Source organism: Paenarthrobacter sp. YAF11_1, from assembly GCF_052113445.1.
GTDB lineage: Bacteria > Actinomycetota > Actinomycetes > Actinomycetales > Micrococcaceae > Arthrobacter.
Genome location: NZ_JBFRDF010000002.1, coordinates 131,961 through 147,518, shown reverse-complemented (window position 1 = coordinate 147,518; position 15,558 = coordinate 131,961). Strand labels below are relative to the sequence as shown.

The 15,558-nt window shown below is 63.5% G+C and carries 14 protein-coding genes and 1 tRNA gene; 2 read left to right on the top strand and 13 right to left on the bottom strand.

Features of this window, described 5'->3' with window-relative positions; all coding sequences use genetic code 11:
- Positions 1–4: 4 nt before the first annotated feature.
- The 11 genes from AB4Y77_RS04755 to AB4Y77_RS04705 all read right to left on the bottom strand — a co-directional run bounded on the left by AB4Y77_RS04755 (position 5) and on the right by AB4Y77_RS04705 (position 12,364).
- Positions 5–877 carry a chain-length determining protein gene (locus tag AB4Y77_RS04755; RefSeq protein WP_442013112.1) on the bottom strand — a complete coding sequence of 291 codons (873 nt, stop codon included), beginning with the start codon at positions 875–877 and terminating at the stop codon, positions 5–7.
- Positions 865–2,325, bottom strand: coding sequence for an O-antigen ligase family protein (locus tag AB4Y77_RS04750; RefSeq protein WP_311213347.1), 1,461 nt, complete (start codon positions 2,323–2,325; stop codon positions 865–867). The genes AB4Y77_RS04755 and AB4Y77_RS04750 overlap by 13 nt, the downstream gene beginning before the upstream one ends.
- On the bottom strand, positions 2,322–3,593 hold the full coding sequence (locus AB4Y77_RS04745; protein ID WP_442013111.1) for a glycosyltransferase family 1 protein: 1,272 nt from the start codon (positions 3,591–3,593) through the stop codon (positions 2,322–2,324). Before AB4Y77_RS04745 ends, AB4Y77_RS04750 begins: the two co-directional genes overlap by 4 nt.
- Entirely contained in the window at positions 3,590–5,098 is a 1,509-nt protein-coding gene (locus tag AB4Y77_RS04740) for an oligosaccharide flippase family protein (protein ID WP_311213345.1), read from the bottom strand. The genes AB4Y77_RS04745 and AB4Y77_RS04740 overlap by 4 nt, the downstream gene beginning before the upstream one ends.
- On the bottom strand, positions 5,095–6,168 hold the full coding sequence (locus tag AB4Y77_RS04735; RefSeq protein WP_442013110.1) for a glycosyltransferase family 2 protein: 1,074 nt from the start codon (positions 6,166–6,168) through the stop codon (positions 5,095–5,097). The genes AB4Y77_RS04740 and AB4Y77_RS04735 overlap by 4 nt, the downstream gene beginning before the upstream one ends.
- Positions 6,165–6,827 carry an acetyltransferase gene (locus AB4Y77_RS04730; protein WP_442013109.1) on the bottom strand — a complete coding sequence of 221 codons (663 nt, stop codon included), beginning with the start codon at positions 6,825–6,827 and terminating at the stop codon, positions 6,165–6,167. Before AB4Y77_RS04730 ends, AB4Y77_RS04735 begins: the two co-directional genes overlap by 4 nt.
- On the bottom strand, positions 6,824–7,990 hold the full coding sequence (locus tag AB4Y77_RS04725; RefSeq protein WP_442013108.1) for a DegT/DnrJ/EryC1/StrS family aminotransferase: 1,167 nt from the start codon (positions 7,988–7,990) through the stop codon (positions 6,824–6,826). Before AB4Y77_RS04725 ends, AB4Y77_RS04730 begins: the two co-directional genes overlap by 4 nt.
- Positions 7,987–9,006, bottom strand: coding sequence for an NAD-dependent epimerase/dehydratase family protein (locus tag AB4Y77_RS04720; protein WP_442013107.1), 1,020 nt, complete (start codon positions 9,004–9,006; stop codon positions 7,987–7,989). The genes AB4Y77_RS04725 and AB4Y77_RS04720 overlap by 4 nt, the downstream gene beginning before the upstream one ends.
- Positions 9,003–10,112, bottom strand: a complete 1,110-nt coding sequence (locus AB4Y77_RS04715; RefSeq protein WP_311213340.1) for a Gfo/Idh/MocA family protein — start codon at positions 10,110–10,112, stop codon at positions 9,003–9,005. Before AB4Y77_RS04715 ends, AB4Y77_RS04720 begins: the two co-directional genes overlap by 4 nt.
- Positions 10,113–10,171: 59 nt before the next feature.
- The gene (locus AB4Y77_RS04710) at positions 10,172–11,854 is read right to left on the bottom strand and encodes a sugar transferase (protein WP_442013106.1); all 1,683 of its coding nucleotides are present in this window, start codon (positions 11,852–11,854) and stop codon (positions 10,172–10,174) included.
- A 252-nt stretch (positions 11,855–12,106) separates the two neighbouring features.
- Positions 12,107–12,364: a hypothetical protein gene (locus AB4Y77_RS04705; protein ID WP_311213338.1), complete on the bottom strand. Its 258-nt coding sequence runs from the start codon at positions 12,362–12,364 to the stop codon at positions 12,107–12,109.
- Positions 12,365–12,403: 39 nt separating this feature from the next.
- Here AB4Y77_RS04705 and AB4Y77_RS04700 point away from each other — a divergent pair, with 39 nt between their 5' ends.
- Complete coding sequence (locus AB4Y77_RS04700) at positions 12,404–12,637, top strand: DUF5703 family protein (protein ID WP_011774832.1); 234 nt, start codon at positions 12,404–12,406, stop codon at positions 12,635–12,637.
- A 4-nt stretch (positions 12,638–12,641) separates the two neighbouring features.
- Here the strand turns inward: AB4Y77_RS04700 and AB4Y77_RS04695 are convergent, their stop codons facing one another.
- Together AB4Y77_RS04695 and AB4Y77_RS04690 are read right to left on the bottom strand one after the other, a co-directional pair.
- Positions 12,642–13,802 (bottom strand): acyl-CoA dehydrogenase family protein, encoded by a 1,161-nt coding sequence (locus tag AB4Y77_RS04695; protein WP_311213337.1) that lies wholly within the window; start codon positions 13,800–13,802, stop codon positions 12,642–12,644.
- A gap of 29 nt (positions 13,803–13,831) precedes the next feature.
- Positions 13,832–15,136: a M20/M25/M40 family metallo-hydrolase gene (locus tag AB4Y77_RS04690; RefSeq protein ID WP_442013105.1), complete on the bottom strand. Its 1,305-nt coding sequence runs from the start codon at positions 15,134–15,136 to the stop codon at positions 13,832–13,834.
- Positions 15,137–15,404: 268 nt separating this feature from the next.
- Between AB4Y77_RS04690 and AB4Y77_RS04685 the strand changes: the two genes are divergently transcribed.
- Positions 15,405–15,487, top strand: a tRNA-Leu gene (locus AB4Y77_RS04685).
- Positions 15,488–15,558 lie beyond the last annotated feature (71 nt).

Genomic DNA, 15,558 nt, shown 5'->3' with positions numbered 1-15,558 from the left:
CCTTTCAGGCAGATGTTTCCTTGACGGGAGACTTCCCGTTGCTGGTGGACCGCAGGGGTTCGCTCCCGTGGCTGTTTGCTGCGAAAAGCCGCTCTGTTTTGTGGCTTGCCTGGGAGGGTGCCAGGATTTCCTGGATGGTGAGCTCGTCGAGGCCGGGGACGCCGGTTGCAGGCCCGTTCGGGTCGGGGGCATGATGGCCTTTGCGGCGGGACTTCTTCCGCTCCCCTGCAGGGGACGCCGAACGGGCCCGCACCCGCGATGTTTCCAGGCCCCGGGCTATGGACACGGCCCCAAAGGTGAGTACGATTCCGGCCACCAGGACAACGATCAGTGAGCGGAGACGGCTGGAGAACTGCTCGGTGGCGTTGTCGGGCGCGGCAACCATCAGCGAGGTGTACAGGAAGCGCTCATCTGCCCCGTTGATGGACTGGATGGCCAGCAGGTCAGCTTCCAGCCGGGACCCCAGGGCTTTGACCGTGGCAACGGCCTTGTCCTTGGTCTCGGACGCTGCGGCAATCTCGATCAGGAAAGAAGCAGGCGGACGTTGGACTGTGAAGTCCGTGCTCAGTCCCTCCCGGAGGAGGGCATCCCCGGTGGTGTCATCGTTCAGCCTGGTACCCACTACCTGGGCAATCAACGAGGAATCCGCTGATCGAAGGTAGGGGTTGTCCGAGTTGAGCAGGTTCAGGGCCGGGTTCTTCTCCAGCTCGGCAGCGGTGGGGATTTTTGGATTGACAATCGCGTATGTTGCCTTGGCTTCATAGGAGCGTGGGGCAAAGGAGTACACGTAGACGGCCGCCAGCACCGTCACCAGCAGGACAGGCAACACGACGAACTTGTGATGCCACAACGTCTTGATGACTGCTACCGGGTCCATGTGATCGCCTCGACATTCGGAGTTGATGGGTTGCGGAGATGTCCGTCGTGGGGCGGACCGTTCTTGAACAGGTCAGGAGCTGTGGTTTTCCTGAGCTCGATTTCACGGCGGATCATGATCCAAGCGCCTCCTCCGAGGCCGACGATAAAGGGGTACATCAGGGCAAACACGGGGAAAGCCATGGAGTCGAACGTCAGTGAGCAGCCTGCTGCCACGGCGCCGGCAGCCGCGGCCGCTCCTGCCAGGCAGCGCAGGGCAGGGATACGGGATGCGCGGGCGGCGATGAAGGATGATACGGCGGGCAGGATCAGGTATGCCACCATGCCGATGAAGCCCACCAGGCCCAGGGTGACCAGGGAGTTGAGGTACTGGTTGTCCAGGATGTAGAGGGCGTTCTCCGGCATGTAGTTTCCGGGTCCAAGCCCCAGGAAGGGCAGTTCACCGAACATCTCGGCCACGCGGGGGTAGTTGTTGGTGCGGGTTGTGAGGGAGGGGTCGCTGTCTCCTGCGGTGAAGGAGGACGTCAGTGTCCCCACCAGTCCGGGGATGGCAACGAAGAGTGCCGCCATGGCTGCCGGCGCGGCCACCACCGCCCAGCGCCGCGCTGAGCGTGGGAGGAAGGGAATGAACACCAGCATTCCCAGGAACAGTCCGAGGACGCCGGACCGGGACACCGTGGAGGCGATGGCGACGATCAGCAAGGCTGTACCCGTCCAGTGCAACCATTTGTAGCCCGTCCGGTCATAGATGGCCCGCCAGATGGACAAAGGCAGGAGCATGGCGCAGACAACGGCCAGTTCAATGGAATGGAACGTGCTTCCCGCAACACGGGTCATGAGCCCGCGCACTTGGAAGGCCGTGTTTCCTCCGTTGTCGGTGAATCCAGGCATGGCCTCCTGGATCCAGAGCATCGGGTTGACCCGGAAGAGGAACTGGACCAAGGCCACCAGGCAGCAGAAGAAGGCGCCGGCAAGGATGGCCCGGACCAGTGACATGGCGTTGTCCAGGGTGCGGACGGCTTCGCTTGCCACCAACGCGATCCCGCCGCAGGCCAGGATCAGGATCAGCCAACGGTCGGCCGCAGCTTGGGCCGAAACGTTGGTATTACCGGTGAAGCCGGAGAACAGTGCCACATAGGACGCACACGTTCCCACCCAGAGCAGTCCCAGCCCCAGCCGTCCCGGATACCGGGTCTGCAGTGGATGGTGCAGGCCGAAGAATGCCGAGCAGAGCCAAAAAGTCAGCAGCAGGAGGGCCAGCATGATCGGAACCGTCCCCACGGCACCGATCGGTTTGACCACCATGTTGGAAGGGAAGAAGAACACGGCAAAGGCCGTGAATTTGAGCAGGAGGCCCACATGGCCGGCGGTGCCCGACGTTCCTTCAAGATCGCGTACCTCGATTTCGCGGGCCGGAGGGAAAATGAGGATCTTCTTCATCCGCCTCATGTGAGGCCTCCACGCAGGGAATCTTGAAGGGTCTCTTGCGGGAGCCGGGCACAGGAGGCTTCCACGAAGTGAGCAAATGACGTACGGGAATCTGCCCAATCCAGTCGTTTCCTGCCGGCAACGGCTGCGGCACGCTCCTCGATGTCCGGTGCACTGACAACGTCCGCGAGCGCAGCAGCCAAGCCCGTGGGTGTTCCCGGCGCCCACACGGCGTCCGGGTCGTTGAGCAGTCCTGAAGCGAAGGGCGCTTGGTTCAACACGGGAATGTTTCCTGCGGCGAGGAGCTCGCCGGGGACCAGGGAAATGTTGGTGAAGGAAATGGCCAGCCCGGCGACCGTTCGGTTGTACAGGCTGTTCAATTCCGCCGGGGTGAGGTTGCCGTGGTTCGTGACGGGGATGCTCCACCCAGTGACGTTGTCTCCGTAGATGTGGATTTCCTGCTCAGGCTGGAGGGCGTGGAAGCGTTGCAGGGCAAGCTTGGCCAGGAGGTAGCCACGTCGGTCCACCTTCTTCTTGGCGTAGTAGACCACGCCGGACCGCGGCGGATGCTCAGTGGACGCGGGAAGCCTGTACGTGCCGGTGTCGCATCCGAACGGAACAACGGCTTGGGGCTTTTCGCCGAGTTCTTCCTGCATGACTTCGGCGATCATGCCGCCCAGTGCCACGTTGGTCAACCCCAGGCGGTAACTGTCCTCTGCCAGTGAGTAGAGGAACCCGCGGGGGTAGAAGTACGGCTCGTAGTCCTGGATGAAATAGAAGAGGTGGACGCTGCCCGGTGCCCGTCCCGCGGCAACATGTGCCGTAGGCCAGGAACTGGCAATGAGTGCATCCACCCCTTCCATCCCATGTGTGGCGCTGCGAACCCCGGCACGCAGCGCCGGCCAGTGGCGTTGGATAGTCTCTTCGTGACGGCTGGTGTCGTCATCGTTGGTGTCATAGAGGAACAAGGTGCACTGATGGCCACGCTCTTCCATCTCCTCCACCATGCGGAAGAAGGTGGTGTGTCCCCCGGAACCGGGCGCCGGCGGTGTGCAGATCCAGCCGATCCTGAGGCGTCCGGTGGTGACGGGTGCGGGGGCGGGACGGGCAGGAGGCCTGGAGTCCATGATGTCTTCCTCCCTCAGGGGAAGGCCCGGTTCCGCCAGATGCCAGGCCTCCACAGCGGAGGTGACCAGTCTTGCCGCCACCAGCCGGGCAACAGGCCGCCAGCCATCCCGGCGGACACGCTGGGCTGCCAGGCGGGCGGCAGACAGAGTGATGGGCATCATGGTTGGACCGTGCTTCCGGGAATGCCGGCAGGGGACGGCTCAGGCGTGGCATCCCCGGCCTTGAGCAGCCCACGGATCTCAACCACGAGCTCTTTGCCTTGGCGGAAAGTCAGAAGCACATACAGGACCGAACCGAGCACTATGCCGCAGACCAAGGCCAAGGCAGGGTTGGTTATCCCCTGGGTGGCCAGCCAAACACAGCCCCCCGCCACTGCAGCCGCCGCCAACGGGCGGACACTTCCGCGCAGGAGCTGCCAGGCGCTGGTCTGCAGGACCGAGGTCAAGGACGTGACGTAGAGGGGAATGACCACCAGGCAGGCCACCGCGGCATGGGCGATCCCTGCCCCGGCAATCCCCCACCACGTGATGCCGGCGAAAAGGGCCGGGGTCAGGGCGGCAAGCCAGGCGACCTGGACCCAGAAGAGCCATCCGGTCCTGCCTGCACCCACGCTCAGGTCAGCGAAGAGTTCCACCAGGATCCGTGTGGCGCCGAAGACCCCCAGCGTGGCAAGTGCAACGCCCGCCGGCGCCCATGCCCCGCCATAGGCGGTGACGATCAAGGGATGGGCCAGCGCTATCACCAGGGCGGAGATCGGAAAAGCGCCATAGGAAACCCCGGTCACGAACCGGGCGGCCAACACACCCAATGTTCCTTCGGAGAAGAGCCTGCCAAAAGTGGGCACCGCTGTGGCCCGGATGACCGCAGTGATCACTGAACTTGGCAGCCCGGCCAGATTGAATGCCAACAGGTACAGGCCCAATGCGGTTGGATCCAGCATCCTGCCTACCAGGAGATAGTCCACGTTCAGTGTCACGAAAACCACCAGGTTGGCCAGGGCCAACGGCATGCCCAGACGCAGGATCTCCGCTGCCACCGCACGGTCAAAGCCAGGGGCGTACCTCTTGGGAGTGATGATCCAATAGCCGGCCATGGCCACCAGCTGCCCACCCACCCTGGACCAGGCGAGCGCCATCGCTCCCCAACCGTCCAACGCCATCGGCACCACCAGCACCAGCACGGTGACCAGGCTGCAGAGGTCGACGACGACCCGCGGCTTTTGCAGGAACTCCCGCCACACCATGGTGGAAGGGACGGCGCCAACCCCCTGGAGAAGAATGGTGAGCGAGAGCACCTGGATCACGGGCGTCGCCGCGGGGTCATCAAAGGCAGCCGCCAAGGCAGGTGCCAGGGCGATGGCTGCCGCGGTCATGACGACGCTGGTGACCAGTGCAATGGAGAAGACAGTAGGGGCGATCTTGTCCGGATCCCCGGTGCCGCGTGCCAAGGCGGCGGTCGCACCGAGCTCGGCCATGTTGGTGGCGATGGTCTGCACCACAATGGCAACCGCCAGCGCCCCGAAGTGCTCCGGAGCAATCATCCGGGCCACGATGATGGTGGTGGCAAACTGGACAATCCGGCCCAGGGCCATATTGACGCCACCCCAGAGCGTGGCGCTCGCAGCCCGGTTGCCCAGTGTGCGGTCCTGGCCGCTGACGGCGGTCACGAGATTCCCGTCATGGCCCATAGCCGCCATCGGACCCGATCCAGCTGGCTCCGCACGAAACCGGCGGCGAGCCGTCCCGTCCGGGGTTTCCGTCCACGGGCTGCCCGGGAGATCCTGGCATGCAACACGTTGGCCCGATGGATGTTCCCGGGAACCTCGTGAAGGCCCTCGATGAATTTACGGAGCTCGACTGCGGTCTCCACCGATCCGCCCCGGTTGATTTCCCTGAACCCCAACCGGGCAGCTTCCTTGCTGAGGGCACACTTGGCCCGCTGCACCTGCCGTGCCCGGTTCTTCGGGTTGCCCGGAAAGCGGGAGTCTTCAAGAACCCGGAAAGCCTCCAAGCGGTGCTTGAGATCCACGGCGGCCGCTGCGAACTCTGTCTGATGCATGTTGGCCCCATGGACACGGTAGAACGCCTGAACCGGCCCGTTGATCCGGCCCACATCCCAGGAGCCGGCGGCCCGCAGCCAATACTCGAGGTCCCCGGAGTGCGGCAAGGTGGTGCTGTAAGCACCCACGCTGAGCACAGCCGCGGTCCGCATGACCACTTCGGGTGAAAGGATGAAGTTCCTTCCACGGGCGCACGCCAGGGAAATCCATGCCCGGCCTTCCCACACAGTCCATGTGCTGTGGTCATGGGAGGAAGGGGCCGGGGGCTCGCCAGTGAAGTCCCGGGGAAGGCCATACACCATTCCCACCCGGGGGTTGGCTTCCATCAGCGCAGCAGCCCGGCCCAACGCACCGGGGGCGATCACATCATCCGCGGAGAGAAGCGTCACGTAGCGGCCCCGCGCCCTGGAGAGGCCGTCGTTGTACGTGGCAATGTGCCCTTTGTTGCTGTCGTGGAGAACAACGCTGATGCGCGGGTCCTCGGAGGCCAGCCGCCACGCCACGGCGGCGCTGCCATCAGTGGACGCATCATCGACCACAATGACCTCAACGTCCACGCCCTCCTGGGCCAACGCACTGGCAACAGCCTCAGGCAGGAAGTGTCCGTAGTTGTAGCACGGCACCACCACCGAAACGCTTACCGGGTGCCGCAGGGGAACAGGCCGCATCAGTTTCATTGGATGCCCTCCAAGGCAGGGGAATTTCCCCGCCTGATGACCCGGGCCGGGACCCCGGCCCACGTCTCTTCCGCCGGTACGTCGGTGAGAACGGCCGCCCCCATCCCGATCGTGGCATTCGCGCCGATGGACGTGCGCTCGCGGACACTGGCATTCATCCCCACGTAGGCGGCACGCCCAATGTGAACGTTGCCCCCAAGCGACACTCCGGAGGCGAAGGTCGCAAAGTCGCTGATGTCGTCGTCGTGGGTGAAAGTGACTCCGGGCATGGCTACTACATGGTTGCCGATCGTCACGGACGCCGTCATGCTCACATGGGCAAGGAGGATGCTGCCCTTGCCGATCATGCAGCCTTCGGGAATCTGCACGGAGGGGTCAATGGCCGTGGCATAACGCTCTTCATCCAGTCCCAGGGTCCTGAGCCTCATCACAACGGCCTCCCGCCCGGATCCGGATCCGATGCACACCAGCAATAGAGCATGAGGGAATTTCAGGGCGTCCCGGATGGGGCCAAGGACGTGTGCGCCGTCCACCACCCGCCCGAGTTTGTCTTCGTCGTCGTCGAGTATCCCGATCACGTCAAAGGGCCCGTTGCTGCGGACCATGGCCAGGACCTCCCTGGCCAGGCCGCTGGCGGCGATGAGGAGAAGTTCACTCATGTCAGTCGACCTGCTGCCCGAAGAACGGAATCGATGACCCGGACCTGGTCGTGCAGGGAAAGGTGGTGGTACAAGGGCAGGATGAGCGTGTGGTCAGTCAGCCATTCTGTGGCATCCAGGTCTGCCTTACCGCTGTCCTTGCCGGCGTAGGCCGGTTGGCGGTGGGCTGCCATGATCCCCCGACGCGCGGAGATTCCATCTTCGGCCAAAAGAGATATCAACCCGTCCCGTCCCACGGGAAACCCCGGCCCGACTTCCAGCCAGCAGGACTGGAAGTTGCTGGTTCCATAGTCCGGGTCGTTGACCAGCCGGAGGCCCTCAACGCCTGCGAAGGCGTTTGCGTAGGTGGCGGCCAGTTCCCGCCGCCGCTGGATGGCTTCGCGGAGCCGGCCCAGTTGGACGAGACCGACGGCGGCCTGAAGATCAGTCATGCGGTAGTTGAACCCGATCTCGAGGTACTCCTCCGGGGGCGCCAGGATGCTTGCGTGCCGGTCGGCAGCAGAGACACTCATGGCGTGTTCACGGAGTCGCCTTGATCTATCCGCAAAGTCCTGCCGTGAGGTGGAGAGCATGCCACCCTCCCCTGTGGTGAGGATCTTGCGTGGGTGGAAGGACCAGGCCGCCACGTCCGAGCCTGCCCCCACCGGCCGGCCGTGATACCGGGATCCGATGGCGCAGGCAGCATCTTCGACCACGGTGATGCCCAAGGGATCGCACAAGGCACGGATGGGATCCAGGTCAACGGGAACCCCGCCTTGGTCAACAGCGATCACGGCCTTGGTTGCCGGAGTCAGGGCGGCCCGCAGAGTTTCTGCGGTGACACAGCCGGTAGTGACGTCGACGTCGGCAAACACCGGACGCGCTCCCACATACGTTGCCGCGTTCGCTGTGGCAATGAAGGAGAACGACGGCACCACCACGTCATCACCCGGGCCCACCCCGGCCACTACAAGGGCCAAGTGCAGGGCGGTAGTGCAGTTGGACGTCGCCACGGCGAAGTCTGCCTGTTGGAGCAGGCAGAACGCTTCTTCGAACTGGCGGACTTTGGGGCCTTGGGCCACCCAACCTGAGGCGATCACTTCGGCCACTGCCTGGGCCTCCTCCTCGCCCAGCCACGGCTTCATGACGTCGATGCGTGCCAGGTGGAGCCCGGAGGCGGTCATCTCGCACCAACTACCGGAACATCAGGGCTCTTGGTGGTCCGTCCTGCGGCAATCTCATCGCGCAGTGGCTGCCACCAGGCAACCAGCGAGCGCAGTCCATCCTCCAAGCCGACGGCAGCCTCGAAACCAAGGTCCGCCCGTGCGGCCGAGGTATCGGCCAGGCGCCGCGCCACGCCGTTGACGGCCCGTTCCGGTCCGTGCTCAAGGTGCAGCGGTGACTCCATGACCCCCAGCAGCGTTTGGGCCAGCCCGGCGAGGCTGGTTTCGGTTCCGCTGGCTACGTTGTATACGCCCTCGGTGACATCACTGACTGCTGCAAGGACGTTGGCCCGTGCCACATCGGCTGTATGGATGAAGTCCATGGTTTGCTGACCGTTGCCGAAGATCAGCGGCGGACGGCCATCAGCGATCCGCTCCATCCAACGGACCAGCACCTCGGTGTACAGCCCGTGGACGTCCATCCGTGGGCCGTAAACGTTGAAGTACCTTAGTGCCACATAGTTCAAGCCTGACATCGCCCGGAAGCTCCTTGCCATTCCCTCATTGAAGGACTTGGCTGCGCCGTAGAACGTGTCGTTGTTGTGATGGTGGTGGCGTTCAGAGGTGGGGAATTCCTCGGCCTGGCCGTAGACAGAAGCGCTGGAGGCCAGGATGAGCTTGTCCGGGGAGTTTTGGGCGGCGGCCTCGAGCACGTTGAACGTTCCGTCCACCAGTACTTCAAGTGCCAGACGAGGTTCCTCGGCACATTGGGTGATGCGGATGGCGGCCTGGTGGAACACCAGGTCCTTGCCACGGGTGAGATCATGTACCAGGTCGCGGTCCCGCAGGTCACCTTCCACCAGGTCCACCCGTTCAGTGGCCAGGGCGTCGTCCAGGTTTGCGAGGCGTCCGCGCACCAGGTTGTCCAGGACGTCCACGTGCGCCGCACCGGCGTCGAGCAGCTGGTCGACCAGCGTGGAGCCTATGGTTCCGGCACCACCGGTGACCAGGACGCTGGCGCCGAGGAGCCGTTTCACCGTGCAACCTGGAGATTGACCTCGTTGCCGGCCACCACGGTGGACTGCCCGTCGGTGCTCAGGCTTTGGGTGACGGCCTCCAGGACAGAGAGGACGCGCAGCCCGGATTCACCGCTGGTTCGGGGCATGGTGTGGTTCCGGATGGACGCTGCGAGTTCGGCCACCACCTGGCCCAAGGGCTCGCGTTCCTGCAGTGCAGGTGACCACGTGTCGCCGAGGCGGTAGGAAATGGCGGAGGTCCGCTTGTCGGCGGTGGACCGGGGCTGGTGTTCCAGGCTGACCCCGCGGTCATAGACGCTGAGGCGTTGCTGCGGGTTGAGGTCATCCCACACGAGGGTCCTCTTCGACCCCCCGATGATCATCTGCCGGATCTTGGTGGGGCTGAGCCAGTTCACGTGGATGTGCACCATGGCGTCGTTGGGAAGGCCAAACGTCAAATGGCCCACGCAGTCACGGCCGGTACCCAGCGGATCTGCCCCATGGGCTGCGATCTCTGTGGGATGCAAGCCACCCGGCAGGACGAAGTCCAGGATGGACAGGTCATGGGGAGCCAGATCCCAGAAGACGTTGACGTCCGGTTGGACCAGGCCCAGGTTGATGCGGACCGAATCGACGTAGAGGATATCGCCCAACGCGCCTGTGGCGACGAGCTCCTGAATTTTCAAAACGGCAGGGGTGAAGCAGTAGGTATGGTCTGCCATCAGCACCAAACCCCTGGCTTTGGCTTCTTCCACCATTTCCAGACCCTTTGCCCGGCTGTCCGCCAGGGGCTTTTCCACCAGCACATGCTTGCCTGCGCGCAGCGCCGTCATCACCACTCCGTGATGGGTATGAGCCGGCGTCGCCACCGCGACGGCGTCGAGGTTGTAGGTGTCCAGCAGTTCATCCAAAGATTCGACGACGGCCACGCCACCCACCGTTTCGGCGAGCCTGAGGCCGCGCTCTACGTCCAGGTCGCAAATGGCCACCAGGTCCCAGTCAGGGCTGGCTTTCAAGTTCCTGGCGAGATTGGGACCCCAATAGCCTGCTCCGACCACTGCAATGCGAAGCCTGGGCCGCAGTGCGTGGCCGTTCCGTTGTCCTGATGGAATAGTTCGTATGCTCATTTCCCACTCGACTTCTGTGCTGAAAGCGCGGTTCTTGTCAGGTACTGCATGGGCGTTTACTAATAGGCGCCGGACGGTCGGGTCATGGCCCGGAAGGTCCGCCACATGATCATGAGGTCCCCCGCTATTGACCAGTTCTCCACGTAATAGAGATCCAGCCGGACTGCCTCGTCCCACGGAAGGTCCGAGCGTCCATTGATTTGCCACAATCCCGTGATTCCGGGCTTGATCAACAGCCGGCGGTGCGTGTGGCGCTCGTATCCGCTGACTTCCCGTGACAGTGGCGGTCTGGGCCCTACCAGGCTCATGTTTCCCACCAGGACGTTCCAGAACTGCGGCAGCTCATCCAGTGAGTACCTGCGCATCCAGCGGCCGCACCGGGTAACGCGGGGGTCTCCGCGGATCTTGAACAGGACACCGGCGCCCTCATCCTGGCTGCTGAGGGCTTCAAGATGTGCCTCGGCGTCCACCACCATGGAACGGAACTTCAGCATCGGGAAGGTAGTGCCCTTCTTTCCGATCCTCTCCTGCTTGAACAGGACAGGCCCGGGGCTGTCGGCCTTGACGATGGCGGCCAGGACGAGCAGGACAGGAGCCAGAACGAACAAGGCCGCTGCAGATACCGCGATGTCCATCAGCCGCTTGAGCGTATGCTTGCCGCCGGAGTAGTGCGGAATATCAACGTGCATCAGGGGAAGGCCTTCAACGGGCCGCCAGTGGATGCGTGGTCCTGCCACGTTGGTCAAGGTTGCTGCCAGAACCAACTCAGCGGAATTTTCCTCGAGCCGCCATCCAAGTTCGCGGATGAACTGGTTTCCACCAGGAACCGGGCCTGCCACGATCACTGCGTTGGCACCGGTCTGCCGGACGGTTTGCGCCACGCCGTAGATGGAGGACAAGACCGGTACGCGCAGGTGGTCCACGGCCAGGACTGTACCGCGGCGGGCACCTGGGAGGCAGGCCCCCAGGATGTCGTAGGCGGCGCCGGACTTTCGATTGATTTGCTTGATGACGTATCTGACGTCCTGGGGTTCGCCAACAACGATCGCGCGGGACAGGCAACGGCCCCTGGACTTTTCGTGGCTCAGCCATCGGCGGAAGCCCCATCTGCTTCCGGTCAGGGCCACCAGGCCCAGCGGCAAGGAGACCAGGACAAAGGAACTGACTGCCTCCAAACGGAAAACCACCGCAACGATGCCCAGGAACCCGAAAACCCGGAAGCTGGCAGAAAGTACCCGCTTGTACTCTTCGGGGCCTACACCGAGGACTTTCGGATCGCGTGTCCTGTATACCTCCAAGGCCGCCAACCAGACCACTCCCAGGATCAACCCCATGGCCAGGTGTTGGGCCTGCGCCGGCCCTCCGGGAGATCCTCCCATTCCATCGGTGTTCAGCACTGTCCCGGCGATGACGGCTCCGGCAACCAGCGCCGTGTCAGCGAGCCGGAGGCTGTATGTCAGGAATCGCGTCCACGTCAAACGGTCTTTGAACGGTACCTTGACCCGCTCGCGGCGGTGGGTGACTGGCGGCGGCACGGGGTCCAAGGTGACATCGGACCCCAGCGCCGCCAGTCCCGCCTTTTCAGTCCGCTGTGCAGCAGCGGGCTTGCCAATCCAAGGAGACGCCGGCGGATTGACGTTGGCGGCGGCAGAGTGAGCGCGGAAGGCTGACCCCGCGGGGGCGTGAGCCGCACCCTGGGGTGCCGCTGCCTTGCCGTACCGCAAGACTGGAACTCTTACCATGTCAGCCCTCTTTACAGACCTGCCGTTGCCTACCTATCAGTGAAGCCGCGGCGCTCCGAAGGCGCACCAGTAGTCGATACTCAACTTTGCGCAGGATTACCTATGACCCCTACGTGCAAGTACCTACCCAGGGGTGCCGGGACTACGTGCCCTGACGAGTAAAAACCCCGGAAATCCGGGCGTGAAACGCTGCCAACAAGACGTCAAGGCACAAAAAACCGGCCGCCCGCAGGCGGCCGGTCGATGGCGTTCCTAGTCCTCGACGATTTCGAGGTCTTCGTCGAGCACCTCGTCGTCTTCGTCTTCCTCGTCATCGAAGACCTGAAGCGGAGTAACCTCGGAATACGCCTCGTAGAGTGCGTCCTCGTACACTTCGAAAGCATCGGCAACAGCGAAAAAAGCGGCCTCGACATTGGGGTCGCCCTCACCGCGGCGGGCGGATGACGCAGCCAGGTGCTCTTCGAGGGCGGCGGTCAATGATTGAAGCGCGACACGCGGATCGATGCTCATGCCTTCACGTTAGCCGGAAAAGGACGAAAATGGAGAGGGATGAGAGAACAATTTCCGGGTAGCTCCGTAGAGCGTCAACGAGACTATGCACGTCAGTACGAGTACCTCGTCCTGACGGTGGGACCTGACGATTCGCTGCCCGACGCCCGGCGCCGGCTCGCCGAACATTCCGAGTACGGCAAGTGGGAGCTCGAACGCAGCGTGCTCTACCTCGGCGGTGGCCGCCGTTTTTGGCTGCGCCGCAAGGTGTATTCGGTCCAGCGGACCGTCTAGGCTCCTAACCGTCCAGCGGCCCCAACCAGGCGTTGGCCACGGTGTTGTGTGCAGATTCGTCGTTGGACGGATGGAAAATGCCCGCCAAGACGTCCCGGTAGAGGCGTTCCATCTCTGAGCCCCTGAAATAGCTGGAGCCTCCTGTGACACGGATGGCAAGATCCACCACGTAGCGCGCGTTTTCCGTAGCCCGGGATTTGAGTCCCACCAGCCGGGGGAACCACTGGGCTCCATGGTCCACCAGGTTGTCCACGTCGCGGGCAATGCTGGATATTTGTGGTGCGATGCCATCCATGGCCAGTGCGGCGTCGGCCACCTTCCACCGGATATCAGGGTCCTGCGCGAAGCTGCGTCCACCGTGTTTGGCCGACACCCTGCGTTTGACGTTCTCTACACCAAGAGTGAAAGCACGCTGGGCCACCCCCGTATAGACCGCGGCGAGAAGGGTTTCAAAGCACGCGAAAATTGCGAAGATCAGCAGGTCATTGTTAGGTCCTGCCGGGAGCTTGCGGAAGATCCGCTCCGCCGGGACCACAGCGCCATGCAGGAGCGTGGTGTTCGAAGCGCTGGCCCGCATGCCCAGGGTGTCCCAGTCGCTGAGCGTTTCGTGTCCGGGCTCGTCGCGTCGAAGAAAGCCGAACACCAGCTCCCCCTCTCCGGCCCTGGCGTCGGAGTCTTTACCGAAAGTGCCCAACCGGGTCCAGCCACGCGACAGGCTCGTGAAGATCTTCCGGCCCGTGAACTTGTAACCGCCATCGGGCAGCGGCTCGGCGACGGTGCCAGAGTCGAACAACATCGAATCATTGCCGGCTTCGGAAATGCCGAAGGCAAAGACTTCCCCCTGCCCCGCTTCCTTGAGGACGAAGTCCAGGGAGTTATCGCCTCGTGCAGCCATGACCTGCGCGACGCCGGTCCACACCAGGTGCATGTTGACGGCCAACGCTGTGGCCGGGGCCGCCGTGGCGAGCCTTTGCTGCAAGGCAGCTGCCGCTTCGAGACCGAGCCCGAATCCGCCGTCGGACTCCGGTACGAAAAGTTTCAAGTAGCCGGCCGCGGCCAGCTCCTCCAGGTCTTCATGGAAGAACGCGTTGTTTTGGTCGTAGCCGGCAGCGCGGCCGCGCAGCCGCTCAAGCAGGGCGTCGGGGAGGATTTCCTCGGGAGACATCTCCAGGCCTCTTTCTCGCTGATTGCGGTCTAGTAGGTGCTCAGCAACCTGTTCAGGACGCGTGCGCCGAATTGGAGGGACTCGGCCGGAACGCGCTCATCAACGCCGTGGAACATGCCGGTGAAGTCCAGCTCATCAGGAAGCATCAACGGGGCGAAACCGTACCCGGTGATGCCGATCTTGCTCAAGGACTTGTTGTCGGTGCCGCCGGAAAGCGTGTAGGGAAGCACCTTGGCGCCGGGATCCTCGGAGTGCAGTGCATCGATCATGGAATCCACCAGATTGCCGGCGAACGGCACTTCCAGGGAAACATCCTTGTTGACATAGTTGATGTCGATGCCCTCGCCGGCAAGTTCCTTGATGGTCTCGAACACCAGTTCCTGCCGGCCGGGAAGCGTACGGCAGTCCACGAATGCCTCCGCCGACTCCGGAATGACGTTGTGCTTGTACCCCGAACGCAGCAGCGTGGGGTTGGAGGTGTTCTGCAGCGTCGCACCCACAAAGCGGGCTACTGTGCCGAGTTCCTTCAGGATGATGTCCGGGTTGTCGGGATCGAACTCTACGCCGGTCAGTTCGGTAACGCCGTCCAGGAACTGGCGGGTGGTAGGGGTCAACTCCACCGGCCACTTGTACTCGCCGATCCTGGTGACGGCAGCGGCCAGGCGGGTGACGGCGTTGTCGGTGTTGATCTGGGATCCGTGGCCGGCGCGGCCATGTGCCACCAGTCGGAGCCAGGAGAGGCCCTTCTCGGCTGTTTGGAGCAAATAGGTCCGTTGGCCGCCGATGGTGGCGGAGAAGCCACCTACTTCGGAGATCGCCTCGGTGGCACCATCAAAGAGTTCGCGCCGGTGTTCGATGGCGTAGCGGGCGCCGTAGGTGCCACCGGCTTCCTCGTCGGCAAAGAACGCGAAAATGATGTCGCGCTTGGGTTTGCGGCCCGTCCTGGCGAAGTCGCGCATGACTGACAGGATCATGGCGTCCATGTCCTTCATATCCACCGCACCACGGCCCCAGACCAGCCCGTCCTTCAATTCGCCACTGAACGGATCAACGCTCCACTGGTCTTTCAGGGCAGGAACAACATCCAGGTGTCCATGAACCACCAAGGCGTCGGCAGACGGGTCTTCGCCCGCCATCCGGGTCACGACGTTGGCGCGGCCGGGGGCGGATTCGAAGATTTCAGCTTCGAGGCCCACTTCCGTAATGAGGCCGGCCGTGTATTCGGCCGCCGCGCGCTCCCCCGGTCCGGTGTCGTCGCCGAAGTTGGAGGAGTCGATGCGGATCAGCTCCTGGCAGATCCGGACAACTTCATCTTCGGGGCGGATGACAGACATGGAAACTCTCCTTGCGTGGCTGGGCTGCAGGTTCCGGCGACGTGCACTGCGGCTCCCGCAGCGGCACCGTCCCGTATCCCATCAGCCTACTCACCGGACCGGCACCGCGTCAGGAACGCATGGCGCCGGAAGTCTCCGGGTGTCCCTCGAGGCCGTCCTGACCAGCGCCGATTTTTCCGCCACCGGAAACCGTGTTAGAGTTTTTCTCGCTGCTTCGGAGGAAAGTGAAGCACCGGAAGGTGCAAAACGGCTCAACCGAACACCACCTGCGCGGGTGGCGGAATGGCAGACGCGCTAGCTTGAGGTGCTAGTCCTCGAAAGGGGGTGGGGGTTCAAGTCCCCCTCCGCGCACTATCGCAAGGCCTGGAATCCACGGATTCCGGGCCTTGTTTTGTCTGTGGCCCGTGTTGTGCCGGCGTCGT